13 protein-coding genes are annotated in these 19,289 nt (G+C 47.9%); 8 read left to right on the top strand and 5 right to left on the bottom strand.

All coding sequences use genetic code 11. The features are described from left to right. Positions 1 to 629: 629 nt before the first annotated feature. Both IE064_RS17480 and IE064_RS17475 read right to left on the bottom strand, forming a co-directional pair. Positions 630 to 806, bottom strand: coding sequence for a DUF1328 domain-containing protein (locus IE064_RS17480; protein WP_133039329.1), 177 nt, complete (start codon positions 804 to 806; stop codon positions 630 to 632). Between the two features lie 362 nt (positions 807 to 1,168). Further along, positions 1,169 to 2,122 (bottom strand): LysR substrate-binding domain-containing protein, encoded by a 954-nt coding sequence (locus IE064_RS17475; RefSeq protein ID WP_189618961.1) that lies wholly within the window; start codon positions 2,120 to 2,122, stop codon positions 1,169 to 1,171. 130 nt (positions 2,123 to 2,252) lie between these two features. Between IE064_RS17475 and IE064_RS17470 the strand changes: the two genes are divergently transcribed. The 4 genes from IE064_RS17470 (at position 2,253) to IE064_RS17455 (ending at position 7,273) form a co-directional block, all read left to right on the top strand. Further along, on the top strand, positions 2,253 to 3,668 hold the full coding sequence (locus IE064_RS17470; RefSeq protein ID WP_133039327.1) for an acetyl-CoA carboxylase biotin carboxylase subunit: 1,416 nt from the start codon (positions 2,253 to 2,255) through the stop codon (positions 3,666 to 3,668). 45 nt (positions 3,669 to 3,713) lie between these two features. Beyond that, positions 3,714 to 5,516 carry a sodium-extruding oxaloacetate decarboxylase subunit alpha gene (gene oadA / locus IE064_RS17465; protein WP_189618960.1) on the top strand — a complete coding sequence of 601 codons (1,803 nt, stop codon included), beginning with the start codon at positions 3,714 to 3,716 and terminating at the stop codon, positions 5,514 to 5,516. A gap of 168 nt (positions 5,517 to 5,684) precedes the next feature. Next, a complete protein-coding gene (locus tag IE064_RS17460; RefSeq protein ID WP_189618959.1) occupies positions 5,685 to 6,476 on the top strand; it encodes an SDR family oxidoreductase in 792 nt (263 codons plus the stop codon). A gap of 95 nt (positions 6,477 to 6,571) precedes the next feature. Then, positions 6,572 to 7,273 (top strand): amidotransferase, encoded by a 702-nt coding sequence (locus IE064_RS17455; protein WP_189618958.1) that lies wholly within the window; start codon positions 6,572 to 6,574, stop codon positions 7,271 to 7,273. A 79-nt stretch (positions 7,274 to 7,352) separates the two neighbouring features. Here the strand turns inward: IE064_RS17455 and IE064_RS17450 are convergent, their stop codons facing one another. Then, positions 7,353 to 8,909 carry a POT-type proton-dependent oligopeptide transporter gene (locus IE064_RS17450; RefSeq protein ID WP_189618957.1) on the bottom strand — a complete coding sequence of 519 codons (1,557 nt, stop codon included), beginning with the start codon at positions 8,907 to 8,909 and terminating at the stop codon, positions 7,353 to 7,355. A 255-nt stretch (positions 8,910 to 9,164) separates the two neighbouring features. Further along, the gene (locus IE064_RS17445) at positions 9,165 to 9,599 is read right to left on the bottom strand and encodes an HNH endonuclease (RefSeq protein ID WP_189618956.1); all 435 of its coding nucleotides are present in this window, start codon (positions 9,597 to 9,599) and stop codon (positions 9,165 to 9,167) included. A 391-nt stretch (positions 9,600 to 9,990) separates the two neighbouring features. On the opposite strand from IE064_RS17445, the gene IE064_RS17440 reads away from it, so the two are divergent. The 3 genes from IE064_RS17440 (at position 9,991) to IE064_RS17430 (ending at position 14,429) form a co-directional block, all read left to right on the top strand. Beyond that, positions 9,991 to 12,105, top strand: a complete 2,115-nt coding sequence (locus tag IE064_RS17440) for a TonB-dependent siderophore receptor (RefSeq protein WP_229800144.1) — start codon at positions 9,991 to 9,993, stop codon at positions 12,103 to 12,105. 260 nt (positions 12,106 to 12,365) lie between these two features. Beyond that, the gene (locus IE064_RS17435) at positions 12,366 to 13,598 is read left to right on the top strand and encodes an alkaline phosphatase family protein (RefSeq protein ID WP_189618955.1); all 1,233 of its coding nucleotides are present in this window, start codon (positions 12,366 to 12,368) and stop codon (positions 13,596 to 13,598) included. 30 nt (positions 13,599 to 13,628) lie between these two features. Then, entirely contained in the window at positions 13,629 to 14,429 is an 801-nt protein-coding gene (locus tag IE064_RS17430) for a 5'-nucleotidase, lipoprotein e(P4) family (protein WP_189618954.1), read from the top strand. A 103-nt stretch (positions 14,430 to 14,532) separates the two neighbouring features. Here IE064_RS17430 and IE064_RS17425 read toward each other — a convergent pair whose 3' ends face one another. Then, positions 14,533 to 15,669 (bottom strand): endonuclease/exonuclease/phosphatase family protein, encoded by a 1,137-nt coding sequence (locus IE064_RS17425; protein WP_189618953.1) that lies wholly within the window; start codon positions 15,667 to 15,669, stop codon positions 14,533 to 14,535. 293 nt (positions 15,670 to 15,962) lie between these two features. Between IE064_RS17425 and IE064_RS17420 the strand changes: the two genes are divergently transcribed. After that, positions 15,963 to 19,127 (top strand): TonB-dependent receptor, encoded by a 3,165-nt coding sequence (locus tag IE064_RS17420; protein ID WP_229800143.1) that lies wholly within the window; start codon positions 15,963 to 15,965, stop codon positions 19,125 to 19,127. Positions 19,128 to 19,289 lie beyond the last annotated feature (162 nt).

Raw genomic sequence — 19,289 nt, 5'->3', positions numbered from 1 at the left:
GTGCTACGGCATCACGACTCACGGGTTTAGGTTTGGACAGCGCGGCATACAGCAGCATAAAGGGCATGAGCAGACGGCGTAACACGAAGAAAAATAACCGGATAAGTGGGCGCATGGGAGCTCCAATAAACAATGATAAACTGTATTAGCACATGTGAAAGTAACAGTTTATCAGGCGAGGTGTAATCGAGCGAGTGCTGAGGACTCGTCTCTCTTTGGTAACCGCGGATAGCAGGCACAAACAGTGTGTTTATTGTTCAAAAGCAAAGGCGGGAATTTCTGCCTTTGACGTAACACGCATAGAAACTCAGAGTCGTTAATAGCCATTAACTACGGTCAGGGTTGACAAAATCAGTGGTTGAACGTGAAGGGCTAATGTGCAGAACTAGCGCGCAGAACTAAGGTTAATGCAGTCATTGGTGTATTTGACAAAGAAAACTTACTTAGCAATATGGAGCTTTAGCCTTGAAGTCTTCTTCGACTCCAAGGCTATCTTCGATGGCGTTGTTACCCTTTTGGGTCATCGTTTCCTCGGCTTTACGGCTTGGTTACCGGGCTAATAAAATTAAGATCAGCATTAATGCCGGTGCCGGTAATTAAGATAAATAGTCGCAGAATGTTGATAGTAACTAAGGTCGCGGTGACCTGCCCTTGAGAACATTAAGCAGCAGTGAAATCACAAGTAACACAATAAATATAAAGAAAATAATTTTTGCAATACCTGCGGCAGTGCCTGCAATTCCAGTAAACCCGAACAACCCTGCAATAATGGCAACAACCAGAAATACCAATGCCCAACCTAACATATCAATCTCCTTGCCAAGTATTAACCCTTCTCATGACTGAATGTGTCATTTGTAAGGTTTGTCTAGTAGTGAATGATACATTGCTAACTTGGTGCCAATCTTGTGTTTGTTTTATTATATGTATGATTTTAAATTATTTTTAATCTATTCATAAAAATATTATAAGTGAGCAATATCGATTGACATGTAATTTTTACCTAGGTCTCGGTAAGAGTTTCAGTACTGGGTGAATCGTCACTCACTACCAAAGTGTTGTGGTACTGCCGCACACATACCAATGTTAGTTCATTGACGTTAGGCTTTGATTCGTCACTGGTAAATTGTAGGTTTACTGTCCTCAATGCTGCACCGCTGTACGAGTGTTACGCTGGCGTCCGCACACTCTCAAATTTGGCGGCAATAGTAGAGATCAACTGCCGCTCTTGCAGAATAAAATTCTCAAATGCCTGGGCTACCGGCGATAACTGGCGGCTACGGGGATGCACCAAGCACCAACTGCGAACTATTGGCAGTTCTTTGATGGGGAGTTCCAGTAATGAACCATCGCGTAACTCACGATATACGCAGTAACGAGGTAAAAAGGCAATTCCGAGTCCGGCACTGACGCCTTCTCGTTGCGCTTCGTGGGAATTGAATTCCACCACGTTATCAAAATGGATATGTTTCTGGGCAAAAAAGGCCTCGCAGGCCCGTCGTGTGCCGGAGCCGTTTTCGCGGCGTACTAGCGTGTATTGCTGCAACGATTTTAGCGGTACTGGTGCCGGTAGGGTGGCGAGCGGATGTCCTGCTGGCACAATCGCTACTATTGGGTTGTTGAGAAATGGCATAAATTCCAGTGCCATTTCATCTGGTACTTCGGTCATGATCACTAAATCATCACGGTTTTCGTTGAGACGACGGATCAATTGCGCCCGATTAAACACGTTTAGAATCGGATGAATATCGGGGTGACGTTGCTGAAATGCTGCCAATAGATGCGGCAACAAATACTTGGCGCTGGATTCTGCCGCAATGCGCAACTCGCCTTTCAACGTACCGCGCAGCTCTGACAATTGCATATCCAGCACATCCAACCGTTGAAATACATCGTGTGCTGTTTTCAGCAAATATTCCGCTGCTTCGGTGAGATAGAGCTTTTTGCCAACATAATCAAACAACGGTTCCTCCAGCAACTCTTCTAGTTGCCGAATTTGCAGACTCACGGCCGGTTGGGTTAACGCTAACAGTTCGGCGGCGCGACTGTATGACAATTGCTCGCATACAGTGCGAAACACTAATAACTGCCTCAGGGTAATGCGCATGTAGGAATTTTGCACAAGTCTCTCCTGATGTATAAATAATTACTTATGATAGACAAAATAAATATTAATTTTAATTATTTTTGAAATAGAAGTAGCTTAATTCCTCTTAGGATCATCCAATTTAGTAACAAAGAGGTTACTTTCTGTGATCAAAAAAATTCTCATCGCCAACCGCGGTGAAATCGCGGTGCGCATTATCCGTGCCTGTGCCGAAATGGGCATCCGTTCGGTGGCGGTGTATTCTGATGCCGATCGCCATGCACTGCACGTAAAGCGGGCCGATGAGGCATACAGTCTCGGGGATGACCCATTGGCCGGTTACCTGAGTCCGCAACGACTGGTGAGCTTGGCGCTTGAAACGGGTTGCGATGCATTGCATCCGGGGTATGGGTTTTTATCGGAAAATCCTGAACTGGCAGAGTTGTGCGCCCTGCGTGGTGTGAAGTTTGTTGGCCCCAGCGCCGATATTATCCGTCGTATGGGTGATAAGACTGAGGCGCGGCGTACCATGATGGCGGCGGGCGTGCCTTGTACGCCGGGAACCGAAGGCAATCTACAAGATCTGGCTGAAGCGCTGCGTGAGGCAGAGCGTATCGGTTATCCGGTAATGCTTAAAGCCACTTCCGGCGGCGGTGGTCGTGGTATTCGCCGCTGCAATAATCCAGAGGAACTCACTCAGCAGTTCCCAAGAGTTATCTCCGAAGCCACTAAAGCCTTTGGCTCTGCGGAAGTGTTTCTGGAAAAGTGCATTATCAATCCCAAGCATATTGAAGCGCAGATTTTGGCCGACAATTTTGGTAGCACAGTGCACCTGTTTGAGCGTGACTGCTCTATCCAACGTCGCAATCAGAAACTGATTGAGATTGCCCCCAGTACCCAGTTAACACCAGAACAGCGCGCTTATATTGGCAAGATGGCGGTGCGAGCGGCGCAAGCAGTGAATTACGAAAATGCCGGGACAGTGGAATTCTTGCTGTCTGGTGATGAAATTTACTTTATGGAGATGAATACCCGGGTGCAGGTGGAACATACCATCACCGAGCAGATCACCGGTATTGATATTGTGCGGGAGCAGATCCGCATTGCATCCGGCCAGCCATTGTCGGTGAAACAGGAAGATATTCGCCACCGCGGTTTTGCGTTGCAGTTTCGCATCAATGCGGAAGACCCAAAGAACAATTTCTTTCCATCATTTGGCCGTATTACCCGTTACTACGCGCCCGGTGGTCCCGGTGTGCGTACCGATACGGCAATTTACACCGGTTATGTCATTCCACCGTATTACGATTCCATGTGCCTGAAGTTGGTGGTCTGGGCGTTGAACTGGGAAGACGCGTTGGATCGTAGCCTGCGGGCGCTAGATGACATGCGGGTGCAGGGGGTAAAAACCACCGCGCCGTATTACCAGCAAATTTTACGTAATCCAGAATTTCGAACCGGCCAGTTCAACACTAGTTTTGTTGAGACTCATCCAGAGCTGCTGGATTACTCAGAAAAACGTCGTCCAGAACAACTGGCGTTGGCGATTGCCGCCGCCATTGCGGCGAATGCCGGCTTATAACTGATGATTGCTGGCCACTTAGCGCCAGCTCAGGAAGATGAACACATGAGCAAGAGAATCACTGTTACCGAAACTGCGCTGCGCGATGCCCACCAGTCTTTACTGGCGACCCGGATGCGAACTGAAGACATGCTGCCTATCTGCCCCAAGCTGGATAAGGTGGGTTTTTGGTCGTTAGAAGTGTGGGGCGGTGCCACCTTTGACGCTTGTCTGCGCTTTCTGAAGGAAGATCCCTGGGAACGCTTGCGGCAGTTGCGTAAAGCCTTGCCTAATACCCGGTTACAGATGCTGCTGCGGGGGCAGAACTTGCTGGGCTATCGTCATTACAGCGACGACGTGGTGGCAGCCTTTGTAAAACACTCCGCCGACAATGGCATCGACGTATTCCGGGTATTTGACGCCATGAATGATGTGCGGAACCTGAAAACTGCGATTGAAGCGGTAAAACTGGCGGGCAAACATGCGCAGGGCACTATCTGTTACACCACCAGTCCGGTACACACCACTGAGAAGTTTGTGCAACAGGCACGGGAAATGGTCGCGCTTGGCATCGATTCTATCGCCGTGAAAGATATGGCAGGTCTGTTGACACCCTATGCTACCGGCGAACTGGTCAAAGCGCTAAAAGACAATGTTGATTTGCCGGTATTTGTGCATTCCCACGACACCGCCGGGGTGGCGACCATGTGTCAGCTAAAAGCCATTGAAAACGGCGCTGATAACATTGATACCGCTATCGGCAGTATGGCATGGGGCACTAGTCATCCAGGTACCGAATCGATGGTGGCAGCATTGCGCGGCACCCAGTATGACACGGGGTTGGACTTGGTGCAGTTGCAGGAAATCAGTAGTTATTTCTACGAAGTTCGTAAAAAGTATCATCAGTTTGAGAGCGACTACACCGGTGTTGATACTCGGGTACAGGTGAATCAGGTGCCGGGTGGCATGATGTCGAATCTGGCAAACCAGCTGAAAGAACAGGGGGCGCTGGATCGCATCAACGAAGTGTTTGCCGAGATCCCCAAAGTGCGTGAAGACTTAGGCTTCCCGCCGCTGGTGACGCCAACCTCGCAGATTGTTGGTACCCAGGCGGTGTTTAACGTACTGGCTGGTGAGCGTTACAAGACCATCACCAATGAAGTCAAACTGTATCTGCAAGGACGTTACGGTAAAGCGCCAAGCCAGATCAACCGCGAGCTGCAACAGCGGGCCATTGGCAAGGAAGAGATCATCGATGTGCGTCCTGCGGATTTGTTGCAACCGGAACTGCAGGCGTTGCGCGCCGATATTGGTGCCTTGGCGACATCAGAAGAAGACGTGCTGACCTTTGCTATGTTCCCGGAAATTGGTCGCAAGTTCCTCAGTGAACGTGCCGCCGGGACGCTGGAACCAGAACCGCTGCTGCCGATTGCCAGTGCTGCTTCTGCCGCTATGCCACAGAAAGAAGGGGTTCCCACCGAGTTTGTCATTGATGTGCATGGTGAGACCTATCATATCGATATCACCGGCGTCGGTATCAAAAGTGCTAACAAGCGGCATTTCTACATGTCTATTGATGGCTTTCCAGAAGAAGTGGTGTTTGAACCGTTAAACGAATTGGTGGCGGATAGTAGCAAGCGTAAACAGGCCCGCGCGCCTGGGGATGTTACCACCGCTATGCCGGGCAATATTGTGGATGTTCTGGTGAAAGTCGGGGATAAAGTGACTGCCGGTCAGGCGTTACTGGTCACCGAAGCGATGAAGATGGAGTCTGAAGTGACCGCACCAATTGCGGGTGAGGTAAAGGCTGTCCATGTGAAAAAGGGTGACCGCATCAACCCTGGCGAAGTGTTGGTCGAGATTGTTTGAGCGCGAGCTTAGCACTAGAAAACAGCCGGGAGCCGATGGCCCCGGCTTTTTGCTGGATAGCTATCACACCACTAGCTATTGGTTTAATGATTTTGCTCATCACGCTACATGACTCACGGCGTTGCAGGTGTTACTGTTTTTGAAAACCAATAACAGGAGATGCTGATTATGGATTTACAGCTGCAGGGGAAAACCGTAATGGTGGCGGCTGCCAGCAAGGGCATTGGTTACGCGATTGCGTTGCAATGCGCCCGCGAAGGCGCCAATGTGTCGATTGCCAGCCGCGATCCCGCCGCCATTACCACCGCTGCCGAACAGATTGCCGAGCAGACGGGTGCTCGGGTACAGGGCTACTGTTTTGATGCCAAATCTGCCGACAGTATCGATGCCTGGGTACAAGCCACTCTGACGGATTTCGGCCCTATCTATGGGCTGGTGGTGAATGCTGGCGGGCCTCCGCCGGGGCAGTTTCAACAGTTCAGTGATGCCGACTGGCAGGCAGCTTTTGAGTTAACCCTAATGAGTGCGGTGCGGTTAATTCGTGGTGTGTTACCGTCAATGCAATCCCTCGGGAGCGGTTCTGTAGTAGCGGTCACCTCGTCATCAGTTAAAGAACCGATAGATATTCTGTTGTTATCCAATGTCATGCGCTCCGGCGTAACCTCCTTACTGAAAAGTCTGTCGCAGCAATATGCTGCCGACAACATCCGTTTCAATAACCTGATGCCTGGCCTTATCAACACCGACCGTTTGAAAGGGCTGAATGTGAAACGGGCGCAAGTGCTGAATATCTCCGCTGACGCGGTGAAACAGCAACAGGAGGCGGAATTGCCTATGCGCCGTTATGGAGAGCCGCAGGAATTTGCCAATGCCGCGGCATTTTTGTTGTCACCCGCAGCCAGCTATATCACAGGCGTGACGTTAGCTATTGACGGTGGCAAGATGAAAACGGTGTGGTAACGCAACGTGTGCCGCAGGTGACGTCGGCAGCTACTATGCAACAGTTTGATTAATATAATAATGATAGTCTTGATGAATAGATTAAGGGGTAAAAAGTGAAACTCGCGATACTGCAAACAGACGTGCTACACCCGGAATTTTTAGCGCAGTACCAGGGCTATGGCAGAATGTTTCAGCAGCTGTTTGCCAATGCTGGTATTGCGTTGGAAAGTGAAATTTTCAGTGTGATAGATGGCTGCTATCCGCCGCAACCGGAAGCGTTTGATGCCATGTTGATCACAGGTTCCAAAGCCGATGCTTTCAGTGACTTGCCATGGATTAATACCTTGTCAGCATATTTACGACAACGCTATGCCGCTGGGCAAAAGTTACTGGGGATCTGTTTTGGACACCAACTGTTGGCGCATGCGTTGGGTGGTAGGGCGCAGCGAGCGGTTAACGGTTGGGGCGTTGGTGTGATGGATTATCAGTGGCGCAGTCAACCGCAGTGGTTGCGCACTGCCGATGCGGATTTCCGATTGATCTGTAGTCATCGTGATCAAGTGACTCAGTTACCGGAAGGCGCTACGCTGCTGGCGAGTAATGATTTCTGTCCGATAGCTGCCTTTCATATCGGCAAATTGGTATTGGCATTTCAAGGGCATCCCGAGTTTTCGCCGGAATATGGCAAAGCCTTATTGCAGAAACGCAACGGAGATATTGGGGAACAAAAAGTACAGCAAGCGCTTGCCAGTTATCAGCAACCTAATGATGGGCTAGCGATTGCGGCGGTTATGGCTGATTTTATACAGGCATAAGTCGCTTAAAACACCAATAAAAAAGTCAGCATTGCTGACTTTTTTATTGGTTAGAGTAACTCCAGACTCAGTGGCGCGCTTAGTGACTCTCACTTACGCTGCGATAATGATCCTGCATGGTGTAGGAACGGGCATACAAAGCAAAAACCAATGCCGCCAGCAGGGCAAAGCCCGCAAAAAAGAACATCTGGAAGGCGGTAACGCTGATGCCAGTTGCGGCAATCTTATTGGTGACTGATTCGCTTTTCACGCTGGCATTGGCCAGCAATACCCATAAGTTGCCGACGGTGACTGACAGTGTCCAGAAACTCATGATGCTACCCTTCATGGATTTCGGTGCCTGACTGTAGGCAAACTCCAGCCCGGTTGCCGATACCAGCACCTCACCAAAGGTCAATAACGCATACGGTAATACTTGCCAAGTGATGGAGATGACACTGCCGCCATCCATGATTAACTGGAGGCTGCCAATGACAATCCAAGACAGGCCAGAGAAGGCAATCCCGGCCCCCATTTTTCTAAGGGCTGTCAGTGTTACCCCAGCGCGTTGCAAAGCTGGATACAACACAAAATTGTTGAATGGGATCAGCAACATTACCAGTAGTGGGTTCAGCGCTTGCATCATGGCGGGCTCAAACCATTCGGGTTTTGCCATATGGTTCGCCTGCAGGATCCAGGTAGAGGCTTTCTGATCAAACAACGACCAGAAAGGTGTAACCAACGCGAACAGGATCAGGATGCGAAACACCGATTTGACCCCGTCAACTGCTTCACTCGGATGTCGGCTTAAGGCACGTTGCAACTGCATTGAAGCCCCGACTCCGACAAAGCCCATGACTAATACCAAGGCCAAGCACAAACTGGTCACCACCCCCAATGATGGGAATTGACTGAGTGCAAACAGCGCTAGCAAGATGCCTGTGATACTAAGCCATAAGCCTTTATTCGCTTGTCCCGGCATCGGCGTCAATATTGCACTTTTGACCACAGGTAAAAAGCCGTGTGGGTCGTGGGCATTGGGTTCAATATGCACGTAGCGTTTACGGCCATACCAGAAAAACACCGTTGCGATAAACATCAGCACGCCGGGGATACCAAATGCTACTGCTGGCCCAAAGAATTTGAGGATCAGCGGCATTGAGAGTGAGGCGAAAAAGGAACCGAAGTTGATAGTGAAATAAAACATGTCGAAGGCTTTTTGTGCCAACGACTTGTTGCTTTGATCGAACTGATCGCCCATGAATGACGACACCAACGGCTTGATGCCGCCAGAGCCAAGGGCTATCAAAAACAGCCCAGAATAAAAGCCGGTTTTGCTGGTTTCAAACATCGCTAGAAACGCATGACCAATCACATAAACGATGCTGAGCCACAGAATTGTATGATATTTGCCAAAAAAGCGGTCAGCGATCCAACCACCCAATAATGGGAAGAAATACACGCCAATCACAAATGAATGAAACACATCTTTAGCTTCCCCTTGCCGCAATTCTTCGGGCACCGACAGCAACAGCGCCGTCATTAAAAATGGGGTAAGAATGTTGCGCATGCCATAAAAACTGAAGCGCTCACAGGCTTCACTGGCAATAATAAAGGGGATCTGGCGCGGCCAGCTTCCGGTGGAGGTCGATGCCATGATTATCCTTGTCGTTATAGTTACTGAGTATCGGATGACGCCTATTGAGCTGCCGCAGCGGCAGTCAACGCTAAGCTACAGACGCATGCTAAGGAAAAGCGTAAACATCTGCAGCAACCTTTTTGTAACAACCCGCAAAAGGTTAAAAATGCAACAATTAGCCCGGCGGTGGCGTCAAGGCAAGCGGCCTTTATAACCAGTGATTCTGAAAATTAAATGAAAATAGCCTATTGGTCGCAATGTTGCGGAGGCTGCTCACTTATCGCGTTTACCGCGATTACACTCGTAGCAGAGGATTTGCAGATTATTGATATCTAATGCTAATTCAGGATATCGAGAACGCGGCAGAATATGATCTACCTCCAGCGCAATACCGTGTTCGGCAACGCTGCGATGGCACAGATTGCAGCGGTGTTCGCGGCTGCTAAGCACTTCGTGACGCAGATCCAACCAAGCGCGAGACAAATAGAAATTGTCTACTGGCTTGGGCGCAAATTCACTGAGTTGTTCAAGTTGCTGAAATGACAGGTGCCCAGATTCTGGCGAAAAGTAACTGGCGCTGATATCCGGCTGATGCTGGTTTTTCTCTAGCCACTTATAAATACCGCGTTTAGCACTTATCTCGGTCTGGTAATGGCGGCTACGGCAACGACTGCCGATACGAAAAGTAACGTGTACGGTAAACTGCATTGAATATCCTTTTCAGCCAATCGCGCATTGATAGTGCAACCTACCATGAAAAGCCGAGGAGTGACACCGCAGGCATTGAGTCAATCCCCATGTCAAATGAGGATGATGCAACATCGTTTGCTAGATGAAGCGGTATCGGGTGCCGCACTTACTTCGACTCCGGTGTCTAATCTGTTTCCCGCCCCAGACGACCAATCTTGATTAATTAATGGTCAATTAAACCCACAAATTTGATCTCGGCTAAAAAATAGCAACTTTTTCTCGCAATCAACATTGTTAATATGTGAATATAAATAAGAATTATTATCAATTTGTTTAATGTTAATTGCGAGGTTGAAATACCGTGGCATATAAACACTTGCCTTTGTCACCGCTGGCAGCAGCCATAACAGTGGTCTTTGTTGGTTATTCGGCTACAGCGCTGGCTGATGATGATGCCAGTAATAAAGACATAGAAAAAATTACGGTGACAGGGAAGTATACCGTCAGTAATACCATCGACACGGCTACCGGACTGGGGTTGTCTCTGCTGGAAACACCGCAGTCAGTCACTATCATGACGGCTGAACGCATCCAAGATCAGGCACTCAATACTGTGGTGGATGTGGTTAACAACACTGTCGGCCTGTCTTCATCCAAAACTGATAACGTCCGTAACGGCTTTATGTCGCGGGGGTTTGCGGTACAAAATTACCAGATTGACGGTGTCCCTCTGTCTTGGAGTCTGGGGGCTGATGCCGGTGAAACCGTATCGGATGTGGCACTTTATGAGCGGGTAGAGGTGGTTCGTGGTGCTACTGGATTATTGACTGGGGCAGGCGATCCTTCCGCATCGATCAACCTGGTGCGTAAACACGCCGACAGCACAAACCTTACTGGCTACTTTGATGTTGCAACTGGCAGTTGGAGTAAGAAACAACTGACGGCTGATGTGTCTGATGGTCTAAACGATAGTGGCAGTGTGCGTGGCCGCTTGGTTGCTAAGTACGTCAATAGTGATTCATACCAAGATCTTTATCAGGATCGTAAAACTATTCTCTATGGTGTGGTTGATACCGATATTACCGACAGCACCCTGTTACGCGTAGGTGCTAGTTACAATAACAACAATCCTGAAGGCGCTATGTGGGGTGCTTTACCCGCCGTATTCAGCGACGGGAAAGCTACCGACTGGGACGTTTCTGCCACAACCGCTGCTGACTGGAGTCGTTGGGAAACGACCAACATCAACTATTTTGCCAATATTAACCATGCATTTAGCAATGGATGGCAATTGGTGGCGAACTATAACCGCATGGAGTATGAAACCACCACCAAGATGATCTATATGTCTGGCCTGCTGGATGAAGCGACAGGTACTGGGCTCAGTGGTCAGCGTTACCATAGCCACGGTGAGAGTAATTCCAATAACTTTGATGTGCAGCTAAAAGGCGACTATCAGTTGTTTGGTCGTGATCATGAGTTTGTTACCGGGGCACTTTACAGCAAGCAGAAATCCTACGCTGACACCTATGAGCCCCTCCGTGACAATATGACGGGATATGATGCTAAACCCGTCGATAACTTCTATGAATGGCAAAGCCAGCAGTTTGCTGAGCCGGAATGGTCAACGACTGCTAATCGCCAGCTCAATATGGATACCGAGCAGAAAGGTTTTTATGCAGCCACCCGTTTAACAATTACCGATGATTTTAAAGTGATTGGCGGCGGACGTATCTCCAGTTGGGATCGAGAAGGGGTCAGCTATGGCACCGACACCAACTTTGGTGACGATGGCGTGTTTGTGCCCTATATCGGTGCACTCTATGACGTTACTGCGCAGCATCGTATTTACGCTAGTTACACCGAAATTTTTAATCCACAAAACTACCAAGATGCTAACGGCAGTTATCTCGATCCACTGGAAGGCAAAGCCTATGAAGTGGGGCTAAAGAGTTCTTACTTGCAGGATCGTCTGCATACCACGCTGGCGTTGTTCAAGATTGATCAGGATAACTTAGCCACAGCCGCCGGAACCGTGGTCATTGACGGTAATCCAGTGACCTACTACAAGGCCGCGCAAGGTACAGAAAGTAAAGGCTTTGAGGTTGAAGTTGTGGGCGAACCTGTGGCTGGCTGGAACATTTCCGCCGGTTATTCTCAGTTCAAAGCCGAAGATGCTGAAGGTAAGCGGGTGGCCACCACCAGTCCAGAAAAGCAATTCAAACTGTTTACCACCTATCAGTTTGTTGACCATCTGCCGCAGCTGACAGTGGGCGGTGGGGTTAACTGGCAGAGTGATAGTTACTCAGAGGGGGGCGGCGTGTTGATAAAGCAGGATGCCTATGCTTTGGTGAACTTGATGGCGCGTTACAGCTTGGCGGACAACATGGATCTGCAGCTGAATTTGGATAATCTGTTTGATGAAAAATACTACGCCTATATGTCGGCTTCATCTGCGGCATACAGCGTGTATCACTACGGTACTCCCCGTAACTTTACCCTGAGTTTTAATTACCGCTTCTAAGCTTTTATTGGTGATATAACCGGTGGTCATCCTCGTCGATCACCGGTTTTTTGTTGCAGAAATCATCGATAAGGTGTCCTCAATTTAACGCTTCAATTTAGCGCTGGGTGTGAAAAGCCTAGGTTCTGCCTTGCTGTGAGTTCGGCCTTCTTGCAGACATAGACATGTTTTTTGACAAATAAATGGCTCATTTCTGTCATGATTTACGGTTATACTGTTCGCCCTAAATGACCTATTGTTCTGATAATCAGTTAATCAATATGAATAAATGTCGTCTGTCCTTATGGGGCATATTGTCTGTAGTGCTGCTGTCTCTCACTCAATCCGTGATTGCCGCGGCTCCGCTTTCGCCGCGACCAACAGTGGTGATGATGTCCCTAGATGGCTTTCGCTGGGACTATATTGAGAAATACCACGCCACCAATCTGCAAGCAATTGCAAACAATGGTGTACGTGCCGAGCAGTTGCGTCCTGCCTATCCCACTAAAACGTTTCCCAATCACTTGACGTTAATTACCGGTCTATACCCGGTACATCACGGCATTGTTGACAACCGCTTTTGTGATAAAGAGCGGCAGCAATGTTACAAGATGGGCATGGGCAAAGATGATTCTACTTGGTTATCCGGTATTCCTTTATGGAATCTGGCTGAAATCAATGGTGTAAAAGCCGCTACTTATTTCTGGCCGGAATCGGATGCCCGCATCAACGGCATGACGCCATCTTACTATTACCACTATTCAAAGGCCGCAAATTACGAAGCGCGGATTGACCAGATTATCGACTGGCTGAAAATGCCAGCCACTACTCGGCCGCACTTTGTTGCCGGGTACTTTTCGCTGGTGGATACCGAGGGGCATGACTTTGGACCGGACTCAGCGCAAGTTGCACAAGCGGTTGCGAAAGTCGATGCCATGATCGGTCGCCTGCGTGCGGGGATCCAAACTTTGGATTATCCGGTGAATCTTATTGTTCTAGCAGATCATGGGATGACGGCTATTGATAATAAAAAGGCGTTTGATTACCGCGAACTGCACATTGATGAAGCCCAGTTCCAAGTGGTGAATGCCTCTACTCGGTTGTTAATTTATGCCAAGCCTGCAACCAGTGCGCAACAGGTGGCGGTGTTAAGACAACAGTTGTCTAAAGTGGCTGCTGGGCATTATCGGGTGTTGACTGATGAGTATCTCCAAGCCCGTCACTACACTGGTAGCCCGCGGGTGGCCGATATTATTCTGGAAGTCGATGCCCCGAGTTATTTTACCGAAAAACCACTGGCGGAACGTCACGGCGGTGGCAACCATGGTTACAGCTATATCAAAGATATGGGGGCGCTGTTTGTGGCAGAAGGCCCAGCATTCAAACAAGGGGTAAGGTTGCCAGCGTTTGATAACGTCAGTGTCTATCCGTTGGTGGCTCATATTCTCGGATTGCCGATCACCCATCCCATCGATGGTAGCATTACGCCCTTGCTGCCAGCGTTAAACCCTTAATGACTTAGTCTCGATAACACAGAGGAAACGATGAAAGCATTGATCTCCCTATTGCCGCTGGTTTTTGTTGCGGCCACTTCATTGGCTAAAACTGCCCCACAAACGACAGATTTGGCCGTGCAGAATACTCAGGCTGTTTTGTGGATGCAAAATGCCGGTGAATATCGCGCATTGTGTTACCAAGCCTATAACACTGCCATGATGGCCTTTGACCTGGCTAAAGCCAAACACCAAGGCAAACTGGCGGTGATGGTGGACTTGGACGAGACGATGCTGGACAACTCCCCTTATGCCGCTTGGCAAATCCAGCAACATAAATCCTATGAAACCGTTAGTTGGAATAACTGGGTAAATGCAGTGCAGACCCCTGCGTTGCCTGGGGCGGTGGCTTTTGCTAATTACGTTACTAAGCAGGGTGGCACCATGTTTTACGTGTCAAACCGCTCCGACAGAACCTTTGAAGCGACCAAAGCCAATCTGATCAAGGCGGGGTTCCCCAATGTCAGTAACGTAACACTGCGGCTTAAAAAAGAAACCTCAGACAAAGCGCCACGTTTGCAATCTATTGAAGCCGAGGGCTACAAGGTAGTGCTATTGTTGGGCGATAATCTGAATGATTTCCCCGAGTTGCATACTTATCATCAACTGAATACCGAACGTAATGCGATTGCCGATGCGCACCAGCAGGAGTTTGGCCACCGTTTCATTCTGCTGCCAAATCCGTCCTATGGTGATTGGGAGCCAGGTCTCGGAAAAGGTTATTACCAGTTGAGCGAAGAGCAGAAAGCGCAGCTGCGTAATGACAGTTTGAAACCGTGGAACGGCCAGTGAGTGCTTGTCTCGGATCGGCTAACAAGTCCTGATAAAGTAACCCCGCAGTCGTTGATACTCGGGGTTATTTCTTGTCGCCACCGACAGCAAAGAGACCCTACAGCTACAGCGGCTGCAGTTGCAAATCAAGCCATACCAAACGATGGTCTGATGAGGCACTGCGGCTTGCCACTAGACGATATAGCGGTTCACGTTTTGTGGGCCAAAACACACCACCACCGTTTATGCTAAATCCGGCCTTTGATGGCAGTACGTAATCTGCTCGTAACTTCCAAGACGCGGTAAAGGCTTTGGCTGCCGCAATATTGGGCGCGTGTTCTGCGCCGCCAAGACTGACTGGTTCAAAACTGCCATTAACGCGGGGATGCTCCAACAACTGACGCACCGCAGCACCTTGCTCCGCAGTCTGTTCTGGCGCGGAATTCATGTCACCCAACAGCACAAACCGCACATTGGGCGGCAGTCCACCTTGAAGCCCAGCATCATCGACAAGATAAACGGCGTTATCACCACCACTTAGGTAGTCGGCCCATAAGCGGATCTCGTCGTGGTTGCGCTGCCGATTGCGGTGTTCGGGGCCATCAAATACCGGGGGCGTTGGATGTGACGCCAGTATATGCAGCCACTCACCATTTATCTTCACAGGAATGTCCCAGTGGGATTTGGAAGATAAACGCAATGCCTGCCACTGTTCATCGCTATACCAGCTTTTGTCAGTCATTGGGTCAACCGGTCTCAATGCCCCTGGCATTGCTGACCATTTCAGTTGCCGAAATGTACGGACGTTGGCGGTATCTATCGGAAAACGCGATAGCAGCACCATGCCATATTGGCCGGGATACCAGCCAAAACCCCAGGCGTCACCGCCTTTACCGGATGCAACACCATCGTGGTCCAAATCATATGGCGATGGTTCGCCACTATTCACCGGCGCGACATAGTAATAGGGATAGTCAATAGCGCTTGCCCCCTGTTGCGATTGATGCAGGTACCGGTTTAAGAAAGCTTCAACCCCCTGTTTGGGATCGGCGATATAGTCAAATTCATTGAGCAATATAATATCTGGACGCACCCGCTGTAGGATCTCGGCGATATTGCGGATCTGTGGATTGTCATCATTTTGTAACAAATTATTCAGCGTGCCAGACGACGGCACTTTCTGACAGTCAGTCTGATAGTTTCCGCCTTCCATACTGACATTAAATGTTGCTACTCTGAGGGAGCCCAACGCCACAGCCATCGCAGTTCCTATCGTAAAAATTAAACAAAACAGACAGATATTTCGCCACGTTTGATAATGACGATAAATCATCTTTGCTTCGTGTGAAATTTTTATCCAAGAATAGGCGTAACGTTATTTTGCCGCTCAAAAAAGAAACAATTGTGTGTTTAGTGAGGGTGTGTTAAACAAAAGTGTAACGTTTTTGTGCTATAAAACGCGCTCGTTGGACCAGTTTTTTGCGGTCCAGCGGTTTAGTTACGAACTTAACTGTTTCGACAACGAACATCAAATAAAAAAACTCAGGGGATCTAATGATGATTCAGGGATTTACCAAAAGCCGTCTGGCCCTCGCTATGGCATTGGCTCTCGGTGCGTCTTCAATGGCCTATGCTGCTGATACCACATCTTCTATGCGTGGTACTATCACCGGACCAGATGGCAAACCAGCGCCAAACACCAAAATCACTCTTATTCACCAACCTTCAGGTACCGTTACTGAAGTCACTACCAACGATGCCGGTGCCTTCAGCGCGTCAGGCTTGCGTGTAGGTGGTCCTTATGAAGTGATTATTGACTCTGACACTTATCAAGACGCAGTGAAAGAAGATATCTTCCTGCAGTTGGGTCAGACTTACCGTTTCAACGAACAGCTTACTGCTAATCAGCAGAACGTAGAACGCATCACTGTTACCGGCAGTCAGATATCCTACTCATCAAACTCAGGTAGTGCCAGTGTGTTTGGTGAGGATGCAATTAAGAACTCTCCTTCTTTTAATAGAGATTTAAAAGATATTGTTCGTCAAAATCCTCTTGCTAGTAGTTTAGGCGGTGACGATTCGCCACTTACGGTCGCGGGTCAGAATCCTAAGTTTAACAGTATCAGTGTTGATGGTGTTGGGATTAACGATGATTTCGGTCTGAACTCTAACGGTTATCCAACACAACGTTCTCCTATCTCCATGGACGCCATTGAACAGGTATCTATTGAAACTAACCCATTTGATGCTCGTTATGGTGGTTTCAGTGGTGCTCGCATTAATGCGGTTACTAAGTCTGGTACCAATGAGTTTCACGGCGGTGCTTTTTATGAAAAGACTAATGATTCATGGACAGGTAAGGCAAAAAATCCTCAAACTGGAGCCGAGTCAGATGTCACCGGAGTAGATAGTAAGACCTATGGCTTTAACGTCGGTGGTCCGCTGATCAAAGATAAACTGTTCTTTTTCGTCAACTACGAAAAGTATTCCAAACCTGAAGCTGCTGATTACGGCCCTGCTGGTTCTGGGGCTCCGAATGAAACATATTGGACTGAGTCTGAATACCAGCAAATCCGTGACTATACAAACGAAACCTATGGGTTTGATATTGGTGACTGGAATGCCAGCCCGACCGTAGAAGATAAGAAATATCTTGCTAAAATTGACTGGAACGTTAATGACGATAACCGCCTGTCTTTTACTTATCAAAAAACAGAAGGTAACAAGTTACGTAATACAACCAGTAGTAAGAGCACTCTTCGAGCGTCTACTAACTGGTATGATAATACTCAAGATATGGAAAGTTATGCGCTCCACTGGTACTCAGACTGGACTTCTGACCTTTCAACAGAACTGGCTGTAAGTTATAAAGATGTAACAACTGGTCAAAATCCTCCTAGCAAAGCGATTGGTGAAGTCCGTATTTTCCAAGATTATGCTAACAAGGACCGCGATGCACTGTACTTTGGTCCTGATTACGCTCGTCAGGCGAACGAACTTGAGACTAAAACCTGGAATATAGATTTTTCAGCAGAGTACCTACTAGGCGACCACAAGTTGACCGCTGGTTGGAATTTTGAACGTTTGGATATCTTTAATTTGTACGCTAGGAACTCTTTGGGTGTATGGTACTTCAATAGCATTGATGATTATCTTGCTGGTAATGCGTTCCGTTTGGATTATTCAAATGCATACACTGGAGATGTAAATGATGCGGCAGCTAACTTTGTAATCGGCACAAATGCCCTGTACCTACAAGATGATTGGAAATTAACAGATACCATTGATTTAGCTTATGGTGTGCGCTATGAGCGTTATTTCTCACAGGATAAGCCTGCATATAACGAAACATTCTTTGATCGTTATGGCTTCTCGAACCAAGAAAATTTAGATGGAAAAGATATCTGGTTGCCACGCTTAGGTTTGACTTGGTATGCAACTGATGCTCTGACTGTTAGAGGTGGCGTTGGTCGTTACAGTGGTGGTAAACCAAATGTCTGGCTGTCAAATGCTTTCAGCAATGATGGTGTTACGTTGGTTAATTTCAGTAGCAGTAGTTTAGATAATACTGATTATCTAACTAATGTTGATATTCATAATGTACCGGACGCAGTGAAGAATTCACTGCAACCTGGTGATGGTGAAGTAGATCCAATCGATCCTAACTTCAAAATACCCTCCATCTGGCGTTTCAGCGTAGGTTTCGATTATACCTTTGATATTCCTAATCTAGGCGATGGTTATGTTTGGCATGGTGAAGTCATTCATGCGAAAAACCAAGATGATGCAACTTGGGTTGATCTGAATCGTAAGGATAGTGGTGATCGCACATCAGACGGTCGTATTATATATGAACCCGTAGATCCAACGAGTGCGGATCACTATGACTTGATGCTGACCAATGCTGATAAAGATGGCAAATCAACCATTCTGAGTACCAGCTTGAGTAAGAATTGGGAAAATGGGCTGTCTCTGACTATGTCTTATACCCATCAAAATGTTGATGAAGGCAATCCTGCTACTTCGTCAACAGCATCTTCTAATTATGGTTATAACTATGTTGTTAACCGTAATGATGATTATGTAGGCACCAGTTACTACGAAATCAAACATAGTTTCAAGGTGACACTGGGTTACACCCACCAGTTCTTCAGTGGCTATGATACTCGTTTCAATGCCTATTTCGAACGTCGTTCAGGCCAGAACTTTACCTGGGCTATGTCTCCTCCTGGGAGCGCTTTGGGTGATGAGAGCTATCTACAGTACTATTCGTACTATGCGTACCTGCCTTATATTCCAACTGGAGCAGATGATCCAAATGTATCATATGCTGATGACTTTTCTTATGAGCAGTTCAAAAAGGATTACATCGATCCAGCTGGTCTAGGTAAATACGCTGGTGGTTATGCTGATAAGAATGCTGGTACCAGTCCTTGGGTGAACACCATGGATATATCGATATCTCAAGAGATCCCTGGTTTCTTTAAAGGTAATAAAGGTCAGATTTATCTTACGGTACAGAATTTCCTGAATATGTTAAATAAAGATTGGGGACAAGTTGAAACCAATGGCTACTCCAAACAGTTTATCAATTATTCAGTTAATGCTGATGGACAGATTGTGTATAGCCCATTGACTAACGGCTTAGATACTTCTCCAACTTGGCAGCAAAATCAATCTGTTTGGTACCTGAAAGTTGGTGTTAAGTACACCTTCTAATCCAGTTAGCTGAACCTAAAGAAAGCCCGGCATTTGCCTAACGCCACTCGCTTAAGAGCGAGTGGCGTTCTTATCTCTAGAGCGTGAAGGATATTTCGCCGCTTTTTTCAATACAGCTCTTGGGTAAGGCTGTCTTTTCCTTTTCTCTGGCAGAATTAGCCG

The sequence above is a fragment of the Shewanella fodinae genome (genome assembly GCF_014651955.1).
GTDB lineage: Bacteria > Pseudomonadota > Gammaproteobacteria > Enterobacterales > Shewanellaceae > Shewanella > Shewanella fodinae.
Note: the sequence above shows the minus strand (reverse complement) of the source record. Positions and strands in the feature narration are given on the sequence as shown.